This window comes from Mycolicibacterium arenosum, assembly GCF_024320865.1.
GTDB lineage: Bacteria > Actinomycetota > Actinomycetes > Mycobacteriales > Mycobacteriaceae > Mycobacterium > Mycobacterium arenosum.
This window is the reverse complement of the sequence record NZ_JANDBD010000007.1, coordinates 115,607-134,796: the sequence shown is the minus strand read 5'-3', so window position 1 is coordinate 134,796 and position 19,190 is coordinate 115,607. Positions and strand designations below refer to the sequence as shown.

19 protein-coding genes are annotated in these 19,190 nt (G+C 66.2%); 7 read left to right on the top strand and 12 right to left on the bottom strand.

Translation table 11 applies throughout. The features are described 5' to 3' along the window. Positions 1–427 precede the first annotated feature (427 nt). Both NM203_RS17805 and NM203_RS17800 read right to left on the bottom strand, forming a co-directional pair. Complete coding sequence (locus tag NM203_RS17805; protein ID WP_255061385.1) at positions 428–583, bottom strand: hypothetical protein; 156 nt, start codon at positions 581–583, stop codon at positions 428–430. Between the two features lie 164 nt (positions 584–747). After that, entirely contained in the window at positions 748–1,461 is a 714-nt protein-coding gene (locus tag NM203_RS17800; protein WP_255061384.1) for an endonuclease/exonuclease/phosphatase family protein, read from the bottom strand. 72 nt (positions 1,462–1,533) lie between these two features. Here NM203_RS17800 and NM203_RS17795 point away from each other — a divergent pair, with 72 nt between their 5' ends. Beyond that, positions 1,534–2,508: a hypothetical protein gene (locus NM203_RS17795; RefSeq protein ID WP_255061383.1), complete on the top strand. Its 975-nt coding sequence runs from the start codon at positions 1,534–1,536 to the stop codon at positions 2,506–2,508. A gap of 37 nt (positions 2,509–2,545) precedes the next feature. On the opposite strand, the gene NM203_RS17790 is transcribed toward NM203_RS17795, so the two are convergent. The 9 genes from NM203_RS17790 to NM203_RS17750 form a co-directional block, all read right to left on the bottom strand. After that, on the bottom strand, positions 2,546–2,932 hold the full coding sequence (locus NM203_RS17790) for a DUF6188 family protein (protein WP_255061381.1): 387 nt from the start codon (positions 2,930–2,932) through the stop codon (positions 2,546–2,548). A 40-nt stretch (positions 2,933–2,972) separates the two neighbouring features. After that, positions 2,973–3,272: a colicin immunity domain-containing protein gene (locus NM203_RS17785; RefSeq protein WP_255061380.1), complete on the bottom strand. Its 300-nt coding sequence runs from the start codon at positions 3,270–3,272 to the stop codon at positions 2,973–2,975. An 81-nt stretch (positions 3,273–3,353) separates the two neighbouring features. After that, positions 3,354–3,614, bottom strand: coding sequence for a hypothetical protein (locus tag NM203_RS17780; RefSeq protein WP_255061379.1), 261 nt, complete (start codon positions 3,612–3,614; stop codon positions 3,354–3,356). Positions 3,615–3,735: 121 nt separating this feature from the next. Further along, positions 3,736–4,107 (bottom strand): hypothetical protein, encoded by a 372-nt coding sequence (locus NM203_RS17775; RefSeq protein WP_255061377.1) that lies wholly within the window; start codon positions 4,105–4,107, stop codon positions 3,736–3,738. Continuing rightward, positions 4,107–5,384: a WXG100-like domain-containing protein gene (locus NM203_RS17770; protein ID WP_255061376.1), complete on the bottom strand. Its 1,278-nt coding sequence runs from the start codon at positions 5,382–5,384 to the stop codon at positions 4,107–4,109. Before NM203_RS17770 ends, NM203_RS17775 begins: the two co-directional genes overlap by 1 nt. Beyond that, complete coding sequence (locus NM203_RS17765; RefSeq protein ID WP_255061375.1) at positions 5,381–5,665, bottom strand: WXG100 family type VII secretion target; 285 nt, start codon at positions 5,663–5,665, stop codon at positions 5,381–5,383. The genes NM203_RS17770 and NM203_RS17765 overlap by 4 nt, the downstream gene beginning before the upstream one ends. Beyond that, complete coding sequence (locus NM203_RS17760) at positions 5,665–5,976, bottom strand: WXG100 family type VII secretion target (protein WP_255061373.1); 312 nt, start codon at positions 5,974–5,976, stop codon at positions 5,665–5,667. The genes NM203_RS17765 and NM203_RS17760 overlap by 1 nt, the downstream gene beginning before the upstream one ends. A gap of 196 nt (positions 5,977–6,172) precedes the next feature. Next, complete coding sequence (locus tag NM203_RS17755; RefSeq protein ID WP_255061372.1) at positions 6,173–7,438, bottom strand: hypothetical protein; 1,266 nt, start codon at positions 7,436–7,438, stop codon at positions 6,173–6,175. Further along, positions 7,435–8,460: a polyprenyl synthetase family protein gene (locus NM203_RS17750; RefSeq protein ID WP_255061371.1), complete on the bottom strand. Its 1,026-nt coding sequence runs from the start codon at positions 8,458–8,460 to the stop codon at positions 7,435–7,437. The genes NM203_RS17755 and NM203_RS17750 overlap by 4 nt, the downstream gene beginning before the upstream one ends. A 176-nt stretch (positions 8,461–8,636) precedes the next feature. On the opposite strand from NM203_RS17750, the gene NM203_RS17745 reads away from it, so the two are divergent. The 6 genes from NM203_RS17745 (at position 8,637) to NM203_RS17720 (ending at position 18,177) form a co-directional block, all read left to right on the top strand. Continuing rightward, entirely contained in the window at positions 8,637–9,482 is an 846-nt protein-coding gene (locus tag NM203_RS17745; RefSeq protein WP_255061370.1) for a hotdog family protein, read from the top strand. Between the two features lie 23 nt (positions 9,483–9,505). Next, positions 9,506–10,129, top strand: coding sequence for a methyltransferase family protein (locus NM203_RS17740; protein ID WP_255061367.1), 624 nt, complete (start codon positions 9,506–9,508; stop codon positions 10,127–10,129). Further along, positions 10,129–12,789 (top strand): PEP/pyruvate-binding domain-containing protein, encoded by a 2,661-nt coding sequence (locus NM203_RS17735; RefSeq protein ID WP_255061366.1) that lies wholly within the window; start codon positions 10,129–10,131, stop codon positions 12,787–12,789. Before NM203_RS17740 ends, NM203_RS17735 begins: the two co-directional genes overlap by 1 nt. Before the next feature lie 4 nt (positions 12,790–12,793). Continuing rightward, on the top strand, positions 12,794–13,987 hold the full coding sequence (locus NM203_RS17730) for a cytochrome P450 (protein WP_255061365.1): 1,194 nt from the start codon (positions 12,794–12,796) through the stop codon (positions 13,985–13,987). Between the two features lie 146 nt (positions 13,988–14,133). After that, complete coding sequence (locus NM203_RS17725) at positions 14,134–14,871, top strand: UbiA prenyltransferase family protein (protein ID WP_255061364.1); 738 nt, start codon at positions 14,134–14,136, stop codon at positions 14,869–14,871. Between the two features lie 129 nt (positions 14,872–15,000). Continuing rightward, positions 15,001–18,177 (top strand): ATP-binding protein, encoded by a 3,177-nt coding sequence (locus tag NM203_RS17720; RefSeq protein WP_255061717.1) that lies wholly within the window; start codon positions 15,001–15,003, stop codon positions 18,175–18,177. Positions 18,178–18,186: 9 nt separating this feature from the next. On the opposite strand, the gene NM203_RS17715 is transcribed toward NM203_RS17720, so the two are convergent. Then, positions 18,187–19,131 carry a polyprenyl synthetase family protein gene (locus tag NM203_RS17715; RefSeq protein ID WP_255061363.1) on the bottom strand — a complete coding sequence of 315 codons (945 nt, stop codon included), beginning with the start codon at positions 19,129–19,131 and terminating at the stop codon, positions 18,187–18,189. Positions 19,132–19,190: the final 59 nt, after the last annotated feature.

The following is a 19,190-nucleotide window of genomic DNA, read 5'->3' as shown; positions in this document are numbered from 1 at the left end:
CGGTAACGTCGCTTCCGTCGCCGAAGCCCTCGCAAATTCCTGATCGAATCCGGTCTAATTGGAGTCTTCGGTTTCGTCTGCCTGTGCCTGGCGCCGCACCTTGCTCTTCTCACGCGCCCGTCCGAAGTAGCCGCTGATCTTGTCGATGCCTTCGCTCGCAGCGCCGAGAGCGAGTGTTGCAGGCCGCGCCGCCTGCGGCCTCCCAGCCCTTCGCGGCCGTCTCCCCGACGAGTTCGATTGCGGCACTCGCCCCTTCGAGGGCTGTCGGCGCCTTGAAATCAGACCATCCGTGCAGCTGTGCCCGTCGCGACTTCGCGAACCGATCAAGATCCTCGCGTAGCGCCGGCAGGCTGCGGTCCAGATCGCTTACCGACCAGAACCGCAAGCCGTCGATGGCCTCGGTCTTCGCGACTGACTCGAAGATCTCTCAAGCGCGTTGAATCATCGCGTCGTCTTCGGCAAGCTGTCGTGCAAGCAATTCACGGGCGTCATCGAGCACCTGCTGGAGGTGGTCGGGCTGTGTAGCTTCGACACGCGCAATGCGAATTCGCTGCCAGTTGAACAAAGACTCCTGCGCGATCACAGGAGGCTGAGTGTCTCGCCGAGCTGGTTGCTCTCGACCACGTTGACGATGCCTAACGGTCGTCGATGGTTCCGACGGAGTCGTCGCAGAAGTGACTAGCCTTATGCGCCCCGACGTCGCCCAGATCAACCACCACCGGTACGTGGTCGGACAGTGGCGGTGTCTCATCCACAGCCTTTCGGGGCGCCGGCCCGCGTGGTCGGGGCGCCGTCGACGACGCGGGGATAGTCGATCGCGAGGGCGGGCGGGCTACACGGCGATAGGAACGTATGATCGAGCCTGAATCCGTTGCCCGTCATGGGTTCCCACCATGAGGACGGTGGTCGAACGTTCGGATGGAGGGCGTGCCACACGTCCATCCATCCGGCTTCCCGAAGCGCCATCATGTGCTCTGAGCATCTCAGCGTCGCGCCGGTTTCGTCGATACGGTGCAGTCCGGTGTTGAGGTCGCCGATGAGCAGCGTCGGCCGTCGAGCAGCCAGCGGAGCGAACTCCGAGACGACGAAATCCCAGAACTGCTCCTTCCGATGCGGGTGGTCGCGGTTGTGTCCCGGAATGAGCGCGCCCGCCACGGCCCAGCCCGAATCGGCCACTTCCACATGAGCCCAACGCGGCGAACACTGCGCATCGGGATACTGAGGATCGAGGTTTCGAAGCGCACGGCGTGATGCGATCAGGACGGCGGCGTATCCACCAGACGGGTCGGCCAAGCCGATCTGATGGATCCACCCGCGCTCGTTGAGCGCGCTCGCCAGCGGGCCCGTTGCGCGGTGCTCGGACAGCACGAGCACGTCGGGGTTGAGCGCTACCAACGCGGCGATGATCCGCGCGACGCGTGAGCCCCCGCCATGCTGCACGTTCCACGCGACTACCCGCACGGGGTGCAATGTAGGACACCTGTCGGTGGCGAGTGGTACTTATCAGGCCAGTCCATCGATCGGGAGGCATTTGTGACGAGCACGGCGCACGTAGAAATCGTCGGGGACCGTTTGATCCTGGGCTCGGTGAGCGTCGACTTTCAGCGGACGCTGCGAATCCCCGAGACCGGTTTGCATCCGCTGCCACCAGGCCTTGGCCGGTTTCCGCTGCGTCGAGTGGCCGACTATCCCGACACCGCGCCTGCCGAGTGGCTGAATCGCGGCGGCGTGATGCTGCCGATCTATCAACGCGAGGCGATGTGGCTGTCGTTCCACTCGGCCGAACCGGCCGCGTTGCAGGTCGGCGTGGGCAAGGTGTGCGCTGTCAGCGGCCTGCCCTGGATCGATCACCTCGTCGGAGATCCGCAGAACTACGTCGCGCTGCCGGATCAGCCGTGGCTTGACGGCATCAACGCCGGCGATGGGTTCATCCGTCAGTTCGTTGCCGTGCCAATGGGTTCCGGAGCCACGGTCGAAGGCCAGGTCACCGGGCAGGAGACTCACGGCGGAGTCCAGCTTCGCGCCGTCGGCCTTAACGAGGAAGCGCTGGCGGCGTGGCGCGCCGTCGAAGAGGTGCCGGAGGTGTGCGAAGAAGGCATGGTCGCTTGCATGGCAGCCCCCGCTGGAGCTGACATGGGCCTGGGTGCCGGCGGGCGGATGCGGCAGGAGGTCTACGCCGATGATCGCCCACTGACCGACTACGACCAGAGCTGTGCGCTCCGCGTGTTCGTTCATCTGTGCTCGGCCGCCCAGTGGACTGCCATCACAGGGGAGGTGCCGCCGCCGTCACCGGTCGATCGGGACGCCTACGTGGAAGCCGGCCTGCCCTGGTTCGACTACTACGACGCCGACGCCAGTGATCTGGCTCCCTCCGATGTCCTGTCGAAGGTCAAGAGCGTCGGCCACATGCTCGGTGTCCATGAGAAGCCCTTCGTGCCGGTCGATTCGAAGACGGTGATCGCGCTCGGTGGTGTCGGCGCCGACTCGGTGACCGACGGCGCCTGGTAGCAGATTGTCGTCGAGACCTTCGGCCTGGCAGCGGCTTCTAGTCGGCCTCCTGGCTTTTCGCGCTCCACACAGCAAGCCTTCCTCCAGGGGTACTGACGACAAGTGCCCCGTCGGGACCGGAGACGTTCCACGCCTCGTACGCCGGGTCCGGTTCGACTCTCAGTCGTGCGCCGCCATCGAACGCCACGCACAGCGCCCCGCCCTCAGTGGCGGAGGACTCTGTGACGTTTTGACCCACCAAATCCCTTACAGATGAGAGGCGCTCGTCCGAATCGTCCTCGGGCGACAGCGCAACGGTCTCGCCTCGCAGTTCGACGGTGAACGGTGACTCGATCACGACGAAGTACGCGCCGGAGAACTCCATCCTCAACGCGTACTCGATCAGCACCGATCGCAGTCGCTTCCCGTTCAGCCCTAGATCCATCACGGCCAGCCTTTCGGGACGGGGTACGGACGGGTGTGCTTCACCGGGCCTCACCGTAGAGGCGGTCATAGGCCGCTTGCGCCCGCTCTCGCAGTTCCTCGCCGCTTATACCGCCCGTGTCCTGCCTGATGACCGGATCGTCAACGTACTCGTCGATGTCGGCGAACAATCGATCGAGGACGTCGAACTCGTCGCCGACAATCTGATTCGGATCGCTCTTGAAGTGCTTCATGTAGTCGCGTTCGAACACATCTGCCGAAATCTCGCCGCTGATGAAGCGTTCGATCAGATCTCGATAGCCCTGGAGCATCAGCGCCACATGCTCGCGGTGTTCAGCCATCAGTCCCCTCCGAGCTCGCCGACTTCCAGTACAGGGTGCTCCGCCGTGTGAGGCAAAGCAATCCGTGGAGACGGCGAGAACTCACGGCCACTCTTCTAGAACGCCAACATTGAATTGTGCGAGAACGTCGTTCACTTGCAAGCCGTACGGTGTCGGTTCCCACTCGTCGTCGAGATTGTCTGTGAACTCGGCGCCAAGGATGGACATGATCTCGTCGGCATCGAATCGGGACAGCGACTTCGCGTGCTGGACTCGCTCAAGTAAGGACGGGTCGCGGCGCAGGAGAATCTGGCGGAGTAATTCGGCTTGCGCGGTCGTCAGGAAAGAGAAGTGGCTATCCACTCGCGCCGCCGAGCGCCCCGCCGCTGTTCGTCGCCCAGCCGGTAACAACCCTGACCTGTTCGTTCGTCATTACAGTTACATCCTCGCCGGGTTCAATACGGGGGAAACACAGCACCGCAAGTCAGACTCCGACCGCGAACTGCGGTGGATCACTGACTACTCGAACCTTCCCCCAGTCACCTTCAACGACGAAGACCTGCCCGTCGACCGCGAGGACGTCCACGTTGCCGAGGTCCTGCTCGCCGGACGCGTCCGTGAAGCGGTGCTCGGACCGCGTGACCCACTCGATGCTGACGACATTCGGGAAGATCAGCTGACCGTTGGCGTAGCAGTACTGCTCCCCAGGTCGTGGCGCCTGGTAGGCCGGACTTTCCGGCGTCAGCACCGCGTCGAGTTCGAACGTGAGTTGACCCGCCGCCTCGGATATCGACAACACGTAGCTGTCCTCGAGATAGACGCCGGCCAGGCCGGGGAACTGAACGTAGTCGATCATCACCAGTCCCATTCGATCGGCGTGTGATTGCCTTCGCTGCGCCTCGTCACCGGATTCCCATTCGGGTCGATCCGCTGCCCCGTGCCGTCCCGGAGTTCGACATGAGGGCCCTCGCTACCAGGCGTCCGAGGGCTGCCCTCTTTGGTAGTCATGCGCACGATACCGTTCTCATCGACGTACTTCGGCGGTCCTCCAGGTGTTTGGGTCTTAGTCCACCCTTGCGACCCGGCGTACTCCTCCAGCTCGCTTGCCTTTGGCACGCGATCCCTGAACAGATCGTCGAGCTTTCGCACAGGCGGCGGAATGTCCTCCGGCTTCCCTTTCCGCCCTAGATTCTCCAGCCGCTCCAGCTTCTGACGCGCGCTCGCGATATCCCGCGCCCGTCTAACGCCTTTACTGACGTTCTTCGAGATCTTCCACGCGGCAACGGCTTCGGCGATGATCCGCGCGAACTTGGTAATCGACTGCGCAGCCTTGGCCGTGCCCGCGACGGCACCGGCACCGAACGAGATGAACGATGCTGCGACGGCCACCGCCGCCGTGACCGCGAGTTCGATCGCCAGGTCCTGCAGGATGACCTCGAGCTGGTTGCGAAGGTCGTCGAGTGCCGAGCGGTACTCCCGGCAGGACTCGGCCAATTCGGCGCACCCGTCCAACACCGCAGCCGTTGCGTCGCGAAGCTCTTCAAGGTCCCGAACGAGATACTCGACCTCGGGTGAAAGAGTGTCTCGGAACGCGCGAGCGTCGACCTCGAGACCGTCTGCGATCGTCGTCGTCTGATACACCGTCGCCAGTCGGTCCCACGCGTCGGCGGCTGTCGACACCTTGTCGGTGTCGCCGTCGGGCACGGGAACGCCGACCTGCTGCATCAGACCGATCGCGTCGATCAGGCCTCTGCCGGGTCCGCCTGCCGAAGGCGGCGCGGTCAGGACGCCTGCCGCGCTGGCGGGCTCGGGTGGCTTCGTCGGCGGGGTGCCCCGGTCGCCCTGGGTGGCGTTGTATTCGGCAACCGCGTGGTTGTAGCCGGCCTGGATGATCACGCCGCCGTAGTTCTCCATGGCCCGCGTCAGATCGTTGACCGCACCCAACACCTCGGCGGCCCGCTCGTCATACGACGTCGCCCACGCCGTTCCGGCGTCGTCTGTGCCCGACATCGCGGCGGTGTCGCCGAGGACGCGCACATTGACGGCGAACGCGTCGTAGAGCTTGGCCGCCTTCTCGAACAAGCCCCCGCCGATGGCGTAGTACGTGGCGGGATCGACGTCCTGAACAGTCAACTCAACATGTCCACGTTGTGTTGCGCGGCCTCGGTGTAGTTGCGGTTCGCGTTATCCGCGGCCTCGCGGAGTTCCGCCAGCGCGTCGCGCATCTCAACCGCACCCGCCATCCACCTGTCGTGCTGGGCACGATGTGCCTCGGCGGCGTCACCGGACCAGGCCGTATGCAAGCAAGCGACTTGTCCGTCGATACGGGACGCGAGGGCTTCGGCCCGGAGTACGAACGACTGAAGCTGATCGATGAACGACACCAGTTCCCCGAGTTCCACCCGGTAGCGCATCAGAGCCTCGTCCCGATTGCAGTCGAATCGAGGTGTGCTGCTGAATCCGTGTCGGTCTCGCCGTACCCGACGGCGGCGGCACCGAGATCGTGCGACGAATCGGCGAGTGCGTTGACCAGAGCGGTGGCACCCTCGAGCCATTCGACCCAGATCTTCGAGTACGCCGACGACGCAGCGCCCAACCACTCGCGCGACAGGTTATCCCAATCACGTTGCAGTCCAACGAGTTCATCCCGAAGTTCCTCCGCATCGTTGCCGATGGCATGCGAGGTGGCGTAGACCTCGTCCACATCTACTTGAAGCCGATTCACCGCTGTGCCCTCCTCGTGTGAAGCCTAAGGGCGCTGGACGAGGCGTCTCGACACCAGTTTTATTCCCCGACGAAGCGGCCCTAGGCTACGACGATCGTGGGCTGCCGTCCTGAGGGTGATAGACACCTCGGCCCCCGTCGCCATGCTGACTGACGAAGCCGATGCAGGGCTCACCGGGTCGTCGACGTCGCGTCGGCTACCCCGACGCTGCGGCGACCTGGAACTGGTTCGCGAGGATACGCAAAGCGTCGGCATCGCGGGGTCGCAGCCGTTCCAGGGCGCCGAAGGCGAGATGGTCGGCGATCATCATGCGGCGGACGTGACACTCGCCGAGTTCGCCGGTCAGCGGTTCTGACGGCAGGGTTTCGACGAGCGCGAACGTCACATCGACGACGAGTGAGCCCACTGCTGGCGGCCTCGAGCGCGGATCGCCGAGGGCGAGGATTCCGCCCGCGGCCGATCGGGCCGCAGTGCTACCTGTTACCGAGTGGTGCGGCGACGCATCCAACAGCCTGTGCATCGCTGCATCGGCCGACCAGCTCACTCGCTTGAGCATCGCGGTCCACCGAGCACTGGAGACGGAGGCCAGCACCGCCGCCGCGAGTCGCCGCGGTCGCCGGTGGGGTTCGGGTGCCCCGACGGCCGCGCACAAGGTCGCGGCGGTCGTGATGGTCATGTAGGCGATCGCCACCCTGGCGCCGAGACTGCGGATGCACGGGCCGAGCCGGGCCAGCAGGACGATGCCGCCCAGCGCGGGGACCAACACGCGTTGCATCGCCGCCAGGGTCACCTCATCACGGTCGCCGGTGCCGTCGAGCACACGCTCGCCGTCCCGCACCTCGTCGGCCAACTGAGCAATCACGCCGACGCATCCGGCCAGCTCGCTCAAATCCGTCTCGGCGCAAGCATCTTCGGCGACCAGCGAGCACGCGTACAGCACCACCGGCCCGAGGGTGCCCTCGCCGTAGGCGGTCCGCGGCAGCGGGCAATCCAGGTTGAGCGCCATCACCCGGCCGACATCGGCCAACACACGGCCGACCCGTTGCCGGCCCTCCGAGGGCAGTTCCGACAGCAGCTCCCGCACGTCACGGATGCGCTCGGCCAGCACCAGGTCGACGGCTTCGCCGTCGCAGACGGCGATCGCGGGCAGCGGCGGTGGCAGTGCGTCGGCTTCGCCGTTCAGGTAGGCCACGGCGGTGCCGACCGAGTCGGCCGCCAGCGGGCGGGCGCTGAGCCGTTCGTAGGCCTTGAGCACCCGGCAGGCCAGCAGGGCGGCGGTGGCCTCGGACCGCAGGTTCGCCGGCAGGAAACCATTTGCGATGCCGAGGTTTCGGGCTGCCGGGATTAGTGCCAGTCGGGCCAACTCGGCCGGCGACCGGGCCGCCCGCATGGCAGCGGAGTCCGGAGTACGGTGCCGGTGCCACAGGCCGATGACCAGGGCGCCGAGTCGCCCCGCGCTCATCGGGGCACCACCCGAACCGCGAGTTCGCGCAACTGATCACGCGCGGGGGAGGGCGCGAACGCGTCGGTCGCCCGGCACGCCGCCTCGACGGCTCGCACGGCGACGGCACGGGCAGCCCGGTTGGCCCCGCTGCGTACCAGGTCGTCCTGCAGGTCGGCCGTGGATGTCATTCGGGAGAGCCACATTCCACGGGACCCGGGCCGCGTGGCCAGCCATTCGATCACCGGCCAGGTCGGCACCCGTCGGTCGAGATCGCCTGCGGCCTCCTTGCCCAGCGCGGGACCGCCCTCGACGTCGCGGACGTCGTCCATGATCTGAAAGGCCAGCGCGATGTGATCCGCGTATCGCATCAGATCGCACAGCTGACCGTAGTCCAGGCCGCCGGCCGTGCCGCCGTACGAGCAGGCCAGCCTGAACAGCGTGCCGGTCTTCGCCCTGGCCACGAGTTCGTAGTGCCTGCGCATGGCGGCGTCGTCGACCGGCGGTGGCAGGCTCTCGACGAGCTGCCCGAACGACAAGTCCGAGATGCGGTCGAGGTAGGTGACGTCGGAGGCCTCATCGAGCCGCGCGAACGCCACCGGGTTGTCGGCCAACACCTGTGCGAGTACCTCCAAGGCCTTGCCGACCAGGTGAAATCCCGCTCGTGCGGCGGTGCGGACGCCGAACGCGGCCGCTACCGACGGCGCATCGCGCCGCAGGAGCGATCCGTCGCAGATGTCGTCGTGAATGAGCGACGCCTCGTGGATCATCTCGATCGCGCAGCCCACGTCGACGGCGTCGCTCGGCGGCACCGCGGCAGCCGACGGCAGCAGACGGGCGCAGGCCAGCACCATCGCGGACCGGATCCGCTTACCCGGAACCTGAAGGATGTGTCGATAGATCGCATCGAAATCGCCACCATTGACGAGGATTTCGCGCAGACGTCCGGCGACCAGGGGTGACTGGTCGGCTGGGCCGGGCAGCGAAGGATGTCGGCTTCGGTCGCCGGATACGACCAGTGCGCTGTCCCCAACCATCGTCATCACAAGGGGAATCGTCGCTCCCGTTCGGTGCGGTGACCGCAGTAGTGCACCACTGAAATATCCGCCGACGCGAGCGTCGATTGCCGTAGGGCACTACTGAGGGCCACCTCCTGGATCCGGGTGACGATTCCCAATGCAGCGGATCGACGGCGGCGCACACGGCGGAGGAGGCGACGATGCAGGTACTTGCACCGAGTGCGACGCGGGTGATCCGCGGACGCACGATCGACACGCTGGACCCTGGGCCCACCGGAGGTGTTCATCGCGGGTTCATCCGCGTGGATCCTCACGACCCCGTGTTCTTCGACCATCCGCTGGATCACGTGCCCGGAATGCTGCAGGTGGTGGCCGGCCTGGAACTGGCTGAGCACGCCGCCTTGCTACGGCCGGCCAATGTGAGTTTCCGTCTCACGTTCACCAGGTTCTGCGAGCTCGACGCCCCGGTTGAGGTGAGTGCGACCCGCGAAACCGGCGGGAACGCCTTCGAATTCATCCAATCGGGCCGCAGCATAGCGACGGGACTGCTGGGTCGGCGCGAGACCGCGCTGCCTGCGGAGCTCGCCGTGGCGCCGGCACTCGGGAACGGTTCGATGCCGGGTGAACTGGTGCACAGGGCCGACCCCGACAATGTCGCAGTCGGCCCGCTCACAGTCAACGCCGGACGTGTCTGGGTCCGCGTGCACGAGCGGGCCGCCATCGGCGGAGTACCGTCGCGGGTCAGCGCGGTCGCCTCCGCCATCGAGGCCGCCCGCCAGTTCGTCATCGCGATTCTTCACCTGTGGGGTCGGCATCCGATGGGGACGAAGATGATATTCGTCGGGCTCACCGCAGACGTGCCCACACAGGTGCCGCCGGCCGAGATGACGCGGGCGTTGTCGTGGCAGCCCACTCCACCCGAACAGACGCGCAAACTCCACATCGACGTGCACGCCGTGGGCGACCGAGCGACCACAGTCGGCTCGATCGTCATCGCGAGCCGGTGCGTCGACGACGTCGAGTACGCCCAACTGCGCGCGGGCTAGGCGCTGATCGGACGGAGGCTGGGATGACTGATCGACTCGCCGTGTACGTTCTTCGTATTCTGTTGGCACTCAGTGCCGTCGGTCTCGGCATCGGGATCGCGGCACACCTCGCCGACGGGCAGCCGTATGCAGCGGCCTTCGTCGCCGCCTACCTGGTGTGGATGCTGTCCGAAGCGCGCATCACCGTCGGGACACCGACACAGTCGGCCGCGGAGACTCGCACCCTCGTTCCCTATGCGGTGGCGCGGGTCGCGACGGCACTCACGGCCGCGTACTCCGCGCCCGCGGCGCCCGGCACGTTCGGTGCCGTGCTGGCGGGGGTCTTCGGTGCTGGGGTGATACTGCGCGCGTGGGCGATTCGCGAACTCGGCGTCCACTATTCGCACCGAGTGGTACGGATCGCGGAGGATGGCCTCGTGTCCTCCGGGCCGTACAGGTTGCTGCGCCATCCCGCGTATGCGGGGATGGTGCTCGCGAACATCGGATTCGTCGGCTACTTCGCCAGTCCGGCGAGCATCGCGGCACTGACCCCCCTCGTCGCCGCGATTCTCTGGCGCATCAGGATCGAGGAGAACGTCCTCGCTGAATCAGCCCGATATCGCGTGTTCGCCGCCACGCGATGCCGGATCGTGCCGGGGGTGTGGTGATGATCAAAATCATCGACGCACCCGCAGAACTGGCGGACGCCAGCGTGGTTGGGCACAAGTTCGCGCGTCAGCAACGGTTGCGCGATGCCGGAGTCTCCGTCCCACCGTTCTTCTGCATCGTCCGGGAAACTCCGTGGACGGCCATCGCCGATGTGGTCGGCCCCTTTCCGGGCGTCGGCGCCGGTGTGCACGACCTGACCGCCTGGGCCGAATCGGCTCGCAACGCCGCCGAACACATGCGTCTCCTGCCGGAGACGGAAGCCGAGATCCGGGACAGATACGCCGCCCTCGGCTCACCCGACGTCGCCGTCCGAGCATGCGTGGTCGGCCGCGACGCGCAGCCGGGCGAAGATGACGCCGCCGACCCGTTCGCGGGCCTCACGGACAGTCATCTGTACGTCGGTGCCGACGCGCTGTTCGATGCCGTTTCCTCCTGTCTCGCCTCGCTTTTCAGTGTCCGATCGGTCCTGTATCGCGCGCGGCGGGGAATCGACCCCCGCGGCTTGAGCATCTGCGTGGGAATTCAGCAGATGGTGGATGGCGAGCGGTCGTTTGTCGCGTTCACCCACGATCCCGCCACCGGAGCCCGAGAAACCGTGGTGGCCGGGGTCTACGGCATCGGCGAAGGTGTGGTGGCCGAACGTGCCGACATCGACCACTTCTTCGTACGCCGGGGCGGTATCGCGCGGCTCGTCTCGCACAAGCGGAGAATGCTCCGCCGAGCACCGGGCGGCGGCGTCGCCGAACATCGGGTGCCCGATGGACTCGCCGATGTGCCGGTCTTCTCCGATGCGCAGATCAGTCAGATCGCCGCCCTGGCGGAGACCGCCGAGCAGCTGCTGTCCGGGCCCCAGGACATCGAGGGCGTCGTCACGGCCGACTCGAAGATTCACCTGGTGCAGGCACGGCCCGCCACGTCGCCCCAGACGCCGGCGACCACGATCGAATGGACCAATCACAATCTCACCGAGAGCTTTCCCGGTGTCACCACCGCGATGACGTACTCGCACGCGCGAGTCTTCTACCGCATGAGCTTCCGCAACTTCTATCGCATCGTCGGCGTCCCCGAGAGCCAACTGCGGAGTAGCGAGCATCACCTACGTCGCATGATCGGATACCTCGACGGCCGGGCCTACTACCGCCTGGACGCGTGGTACGCACTGCACAGCCGGCTCCCCGGATGGGACGCGCTTCGTCCGATGTGGGAGCGGTCGCTCGGACTCACAGAACGACATGCCAACCCGGGCCGACCGCCCGACCGCCACGCCATCACACGCATCGTCGCGCGTTCACCGCGACTGATATGGGCCGCTGTGAGTTTTCCCCGTAACGTGCGGAGATTCCTGGCCTGGTGGGATGTGCAGCACATCCTCGGGACAGACGTGTCGCAGAGGCCGGTCGAAGAAGTAATCGAAATGTACCGCCGAGTGTGGTCGGAAGCTGAGTCACGCTGGGGGATAACGATTCTAGCCAGCTATCTCTCTCTGGTCGGATATGTGGCGGCGGGCGCCCTGGTGCAGCGGTGGATCGACTCCCCTGAGGTGGACCTCACTGTGCTGTTGCCCGGCGGTCCGCCGAACCGAACGTTGCAGTCGGTGCACTCCACGGTGGCGCTCGCTGAGCAGATCAACGCGAACCCCGCGTTGGCGGAGCGAGTGCTGACTGGCGACGCACGCGACACCTGGGACCGGATTGCACGAGGCGCCTACGGCGGCAAGCTGGAGTCCGATGCCCTCACGCACCTGAGGGAATTCGGCGATCGCGCCATGCACGATCTCAAGATCGAGGAGCTGACGCCGCGACAGCGACCAGAGATGATCATCGACGCCGTTCGGCCGTTCGTCGCGGCCGGAGCGACGATTCGGCAGACGCGGGTTCAGGAATCCACCGCGGCCACCGCCGCAGTCGATGAACTGCGACGGATCTGCCCGTCACGATGGCGACGCGCCGTTCTTCGCGCCGCGTTGCGGGCGGGTGGGTTCCTGGTCAAAGCACGCGAGGACACCAGGTTCTGCCGCACCCAGTTGTACGGATTCTCGCGGGAGGTCATGCGCCGACTGGGATCCGACCTCGCCGCGGCAGGGTGTCTGGACTCACCCGAGGACTATGTGCATCTGGAGGCGGAGGAGGTGTTGGGAGCGTTCGACGGCACCTGCACACACGCCGACCTACGGCTGCTGGCACGAACCCGAAAACACGCATATCAACGATCGTGCGGTCGGCCCGCCCTGGCAGCCGATCTCACAACCGCCCCGCCGCCGATCACCACCGCGGACCTTCGTCGCAGTGTCGCGTCTTCGGCGACCGCGGGTTCCAGCACCGAACTATCCGGTCTTCCATCCTGCGCCGGGATCGCCCGTGGTCGCGCGAAATTGGTTCTACAACCGGATGTTCCGCCGAGTGACTGCGCTGGGCGGATCCTGATCGCCCGCGAAACCGATCCCGGTTGGCTACCGCTGATGCTCAGCGCAACGGGACTCGTCGCCGAACGCGGCAGCATGGTCTCCCACACCGCGATAACGGGACGGATGCTCGGTATCCCGACAGTGGTGGCGGTTGCCGGCGCGACGTCCAAGATCGCCGACGGCGACGAAGTCGAGATCGACGGTAGGTCGGGCAGCATCCGCATCGTCCGCCCCCACTCGCAGAGGCCACGGTGACAGCATGCAATTGCCGCTAGCGAACTGTCCGGGTACGTCGCTCCCGCAACATCACGTCGATCTCTTCCGCAGCAGACCGACCCTTGACATCACGTTGGCTGACGGCACGGCGGCGATCGCCGTAACCCGGCAGCGCGACGTCCGAACCGTGTTGAGTGACAACCGCTTCAGTCGGGAACGATTCCACATGCCCATCGTCGGCGCGGGCGGCGAAGTGCCTCTGGCACTGGTCACCTCCGATCCGCCAACCCACACACGTCGGCGCCAGGCCGTCCGAGGATGGTTTACGAAGCGACGGGCTGAGAACGCTCGGCCGCTCATCGGCCGCCTCGCCGAGCAACTCGTCGACGACCTGATCGCGGCGGGACCACCGGCCGACATCTTGACGCGGTTCTGCCAGCCGTTTCCGAACCTCGTGCACATGGCCCTCCTCGGTCTGGACTCCGCCGATCTGCCTTATCTGCTGCCGCGACTGACAGTCGCATGGTCGGTTGGCCACCACCCACTCGACGAGGTCACGAAAGCAAACCGCGACCTACACGACTACCTCGAAAGTCGAGTCGATCGAGCGCGTAGCCGGACGACAGCGGGCGGGCTGATCGATGCCCTGGTTCAGGACGAATCCTCGAACGGATTGACCCACGCGGAGATCGTCATGCTCGCCAAGGGGCTGCTCTTGTCGGGCGCGGAGACGACCGCGAGTCACCTCGCACTGAGTCTCATCGAACTACTTCAGCACCCCGGACTGGTGGATTCGCTTCGCCGATCTCCCGAGCAGATTCCCTGCGCGGTAGAAGAACTGCTGCGCTGGGTGTGGTTCGGCGGCACGATCGCTGGTACGACGGGGTGCCCGCACGTCGCGACAGCTGACGTGACGCTGCGGGACCGTCTGATTGCACAGGGCGAGATCGTCGTGCCCGTAATCGATGTCGCCAACCGCGATCGCGATGTGTTCGCGGACGCTGACGGGTTCTATCCTCGGCGAAGTCCGAACCCGCACCTGACATTCGGCTACGGCCGGCACCAGTGCGTCGGAATGGCCTTCGCTCGCCTGGAACTGCAGGTCGGCCTGCACACCGTGCTGACCCGCCTGGGCGGACTGACTCTCATGACCGCGTCCGAGATCGATTGGTGCACCCAGATGTTCACCAGGGGGGTGTCGAGCCTGCCGGTGACGTGGCGAGGAGGCGGACAATGACTGCGGCGGTCGGTATCTCGAACTTCGTTCGCACCAGGTATCCACCCGTTCTGTCAGGCGTGTATGCCCTGGCCTTGGGCGCCGGAGGAATCGGTCTGTTCGCGGCGCTGGCTGGAGACCGCGTCACGACCAGTGCGATTCCTCTGTTGGGGACAGTCGTTGTCACCCTGTGGGCCGACTTGCTGATCATGCGGGTGATCGACGACATCCGAGACCAGGATTACGACCGGGTCGCGGACCCACAGCGCCCGGTGGCGTCCGGAGCGATTCAGCTCCGGGAACTCTCCACACTCACCGCCGCGTGCGTGACGGTCATCGTCGCCGCCAACCTGTTCTTCCACGCCGGAATGGTCGTCATCGTCGGTCAGCTTCTCTACGCCGCCGCGGTGTTGGCGGTCGGACGACGATGTCCCGCCACGCGAGGTGACAACCTGATCGTGAACCTGCTCATCGGCGTCCCGGTTCAGCTGCTGCTGTTCGTGTACCTGTTCGCGGCGTTCACCCAGATCCAGCACGAGGCGCCGGACCCGTACGTCGGCGCTCTGGGAATCGTGATCCTGACACTGTGCGCCGGCCAGCTCGAATTCGGGAAGAAGCTGGCCCGCAGGCCCGCAATCGGGGAACGCAGCTATACCAATTCCCTGGGCTACCCGACGACCTCGTTGCTCACCATCGGCTCCGGACCGCTCGCCGCGGTTCTGTTCGTCGTCGCCGCGCCTGCTTCACCGCTCGCCAAGGCTTTCGTCGCGTTGCCGGCGATCGGTGTCACCGCATTCGGCATCAAGTACCTCCGCCAGAAGGGCAACCGATGGCCGGCGGCGGTATCGGCACTCGGCCTACTGGGCACGCTGGTCGCCTTCGCCGTCGTCGGAGCGGTCGGCTAGAGAGGGCAGGCACGCTGGGTGCAGAGCCAGGTGATCGCCCACCTCTGCTCCTGCCGTTCAAGCTGCCAGACCAGCGCGCCGGAGTATCGTGCGCCTGAGTATGGTGCTTTGTTTTCGGTGGCCAACGCCATGACGTCGGCAGTAGCCGTGTGCGGCGCGTGCCGGACTGAACTGCGGGCGACAGCCAAGTTCTGTGATGAGTGCGGTGCCCCGACCGCCGTCCCGATCGACAGTGCCCAGTACAAGCAGGTGACGGTGCTGTTCGCCGACGTGGTGCGGTCGTCCGACATCGCGGCCGCTGTGGATGTGGAGCGGCTGCGCGAGATCATGACCGAGCTCCTTGAGCGAGCGGCCGCCGTAGTCCGTCGTTACGGCGGGACCGTGGACCACACCGGCGACGGCGTGATGGCGCTGTTCGGTGCGCCAATCGCGTTGGAGGATCACGCCTTTCGAGCGTGCATTTCGGCCCTCACGATCCAGGACGAGGCGAATAAGCTGGCGGTCGAGGTGCAGAGCCGCGACGGCGTGGCCTTGCGATTACGGGTCGGTCTGAACTCGGGTCGGGTGATTGCGGGCGACATCGGTTCGGGATCGCTCGGCTATGCCGCGACGGGCGCTGCGGTGGGTTTCGCCCAGCGGATGGAATCGGCTGCTCCTCCGGGAGGCGTGATGCTCTCGGAGTCGACGGCGCAGCTCGTCGAGCACGTCGCGATGCTGGCCGAACCGGAGTGGGTGCGGATCAAGGGCGCCGACGAACCGGTGCCCGCGCGACGGCTGCTGGCAATCCACCCGCCCGAGGGCACGGTTAGACGCGCCGAGGCGGCCCTGGTCGGGCGTCGCTGGGAAGTGCAGGCCCTCGAGGCGACGATCGGACGCGCTGTCGACGGCCGCGGCGCGGTGGTGAATGTGGTGGGACCGCCGGGCATCGGCAAGAGCCGGGTAGCCAGGGAGGCCGCCACGGTGGCAGCCGCCCGCGGGGTCGAGGTGTTCTGGGCCTACTGCGAATCCCACACCAGCGACGTCCCTTTCGGCGTGGTGACGCGGCTCCTGCGGGCGGGCAGCGGGGTGGCGGAACTCCACGGTGACGCGGCGCGAGCGCAGGTCCGCGAATACGTCGCGGGGGCCGACCCGCAGGACCTTCTGCTGCTCGACGATCTGCTCGGTATCGCCGACCCCGACGTGGCGCTGCCTCAGATCGACCCGGATGCGCGACGGCGCAGGCTCACCGCCTTGATCAACACCGCGACGTTGGCCCGCACCGAACCCGCGCTGTTCATCGTCGAGGACGCGCACTGGATCGACGCGGTCAGTGAATCGATGCTGGCCGACTTCCTCACCGTCGTTCCCCGCACCCCGACGATGGTACTGGTCACATCGCGCCCCGAATACGCGGGAGCTCTGACGCGAGTACCGGGTAACCAGACGATAGTGCTGGCCCCCCTTGATGATTCGGACACCGCGGCACTGATCCGCGACTTCGTGGGTGATGATCCCTCGGTGGGCGAGCTGACGGCGATCATCACCGATCGAGCCGCGGGAAATCCGTTCTTCGCAGAGGAGATGGTGCGCGGATTCGAGCAGCGCGGGGTGCTGCGCGGTGAGTACGGCAGCTATGTCTGTCGGGTGGATGTGGCTGAGGTGAGCGTGCCCGCCACCGTGGAGGCCGCCATCGAGGCGCGCATCGACCGGCTGACCATGCCGGCCAAGCAGACGCTGAACGCGGCGGCGGTGACCGGCGCCCGCTTCGGGGCCGACGTGATCGCCGCGCTTGGCATCGACGCGGTATTCGACGAGCTGCTGACCGCCGAGCTGATCGACCAGATGCGGTTCGCCCCCAGCGCCGAATACGCCTTCAGGCACCCGCTGATCCGCGCGGTGGCCTACGAATCACAGCTGAAATCCGACCGTGCCGTCCTGCATCGGCGCGTCGCCGCCGCCATCGAATCACGTGACCCGGCAGCGGCCGACGAGAATGCCGCCCTGATTGCCGAACACCTGGAGGCGGCCGGTGATCGGCACGCCGCGTACCAATGGCACATGCGCGCCGCCACGTGGGCGACCTACCGCGACATCGCCGCGACCCAAAGGAGTTGGCAGCGCGCCGAAGCGATCGCCGACGCAATGGCTGACGACGACCCCGACCGGGCGACGATGCGGATCGCACCCAAGACGATGCTGTGCGGAATCGCCTGGCGGGTGGGTATCAACGTGGCGGGTCGCTTCGAGGAGTTACGGCAGTTGTGCACGGCTGCAGGAGATAAGGCGTCGCTGGCCATCGCCATGGCCGGATTGGTGATCGATCACGGATTTCGGGGCCGGCTCCGCGAGGCGTCGCGGCTGGCGTCCGAAGCCTGGGCCCTCGTCGAGTCGATCGGCGATCCGACGCTGACGGTGGGGCTGTCCTTCCCCGTGATCTACGCCAAAGCTCACAGCGGCGAGTGGTCTGACACTCTGCAATGGTCAGAACGGACGATCGACCTAGCCGACGGTGATCCGGCTAAAGGCAACTTCATGATCGGCTCTCCGTTGGCGCTGGCGTTGACGACGCGGGCTATGGGCAGGTACTGCCTGGGTCGTCCCGGATGGTCGGAAGACTTGCGGCAGGGCCTGGCCATGGTCCGCAGCGCCGACCCGTTGTCGTATGCCATCGTCGTCGCCTATGTCTATCTCCCTGCAATACCGTTGGGCGCGCTGGCCGCCGATGATTCGGCCGTGCGCGAGATCGAGGATGCGAAGCGGATCGCCGAACGATCCAGCGATGACATGGCGGTGGTTTTCGCCGGTGCCATACCGGGTCTCGCACTGGTACACCGCCATACGGATGCGGAGCGTGATCGTGGGCGGAGGCTCTTGGAGGAGGTCGGCGACCTGATTGAGCGTCGCGGACATAACCTGAGCGAGTTACGCCTCATCAACGCTTATGTGGCCAAGGAGATTGCGCGCTGCGGCGGGCGCGACGAGGCGATACCGCTCATCCGCGCCGTCGTCGAGGAACTGGATCGCGAGGGACAGCTGCCCTGCTGGGGCATGCCTGCTATCGGTGTGCTGGTGGAGACACTGCTCGACCGTGACGCTGACGGCGATGTCGCTGAAGCCGAGGCCGCGATCGAGCGGTTGGCCGCTGCGCCGGCGGATGACGGGCTGATTGTGCGCGACACGTGGATCCTGCGGCTACGCGCGCTGCTGGCTCGCGCCCGCGGCGACGATGTCGGCTTCCGGGGCTATCAGAAACGTTATCGAGCGATGGCGGAATCGTATGGCTTCGAGGGACACATCGCCTGGGCCGAGGCGATGATCGCCCCCTAGGCCCCCGCGTCACCGGAGTTGAAACTGCGGATAGTGGGAAATGGTCTCGTCGATGAGGGCGCTCAGATCCGTGACGCACTGCGGGTCACCACCGAGCGACGCGAGCGCCTCGCGGGTGGCACGGACGATGGGCTGGATCGAGTCCGCGTAACCGGACACGACATCCGCGGCCAGCATCGCCCGCCTCAGTTCCGTCCGCGCGTCCTCCGACGTGCCCGCGTGCCGGTGAAGGTCGATCAATTCCGCGCGTCGCGCAGTCGACACGGAGCCGAGGAGATGAACCAGCAGGTAGGTCGCGGTGCCGTTGCGCAGATCCTCGTCACGTTCGGTGACCAGGTCGCGCTGATCGTTGACCAGTTGACGAAGCACTCCTAGCGCTCTACCGAACGAGCGCCAGGCCTCGACCCGGTCGGCATCGCGATCCGCGAGGTGCGCGGCGAGCGCGGCGGACATCCCGTACGGTGCGCCCGTCTTGCTCTCGTAGTTGCGCAGGACGTCGTCGGGAGTTGCGGTCTCCGCGTTGAGAGCCAGGTCGGTCAGCTGCCCGCTCAGTGCGGCGATACACCCGTTGCCGTACTCGGTGATCAGACGAACTCGAACGGCGTCGGATACGGTCAGATCGCCGAAAACCCTGAGCGGCAGGTAATTACCCACCGCAATTGCGGTCATAACTCCCCGGTTGAAGTCCGCGGGATCAGACCGGGCGAGTTGCGGATCGTCGATCATGTCGTCCAGATATCGCGCCGCCGCCCACCACAGCGTGTGGATGAGCGCTACGGGTGTCGCGCCCATCGGCGCAGCGGTTTCGGCGCCGAACACGAGCACGGGAAGCATGACGATGCCGTTGATGCTGGCCGCGGAGCCGTCCAGGGGAATCATGGTGAAGAACGTGTCGACGAACGTCCCCATCGCGCGATCGCCGGTCGAATCGCTGGCAAGCAGCCGTTCGGTCAACGCCGAGGATCGTGTTGCGATATCGGCCAGAACCCGTTGCTGCGCAGTCGTTTCCGACG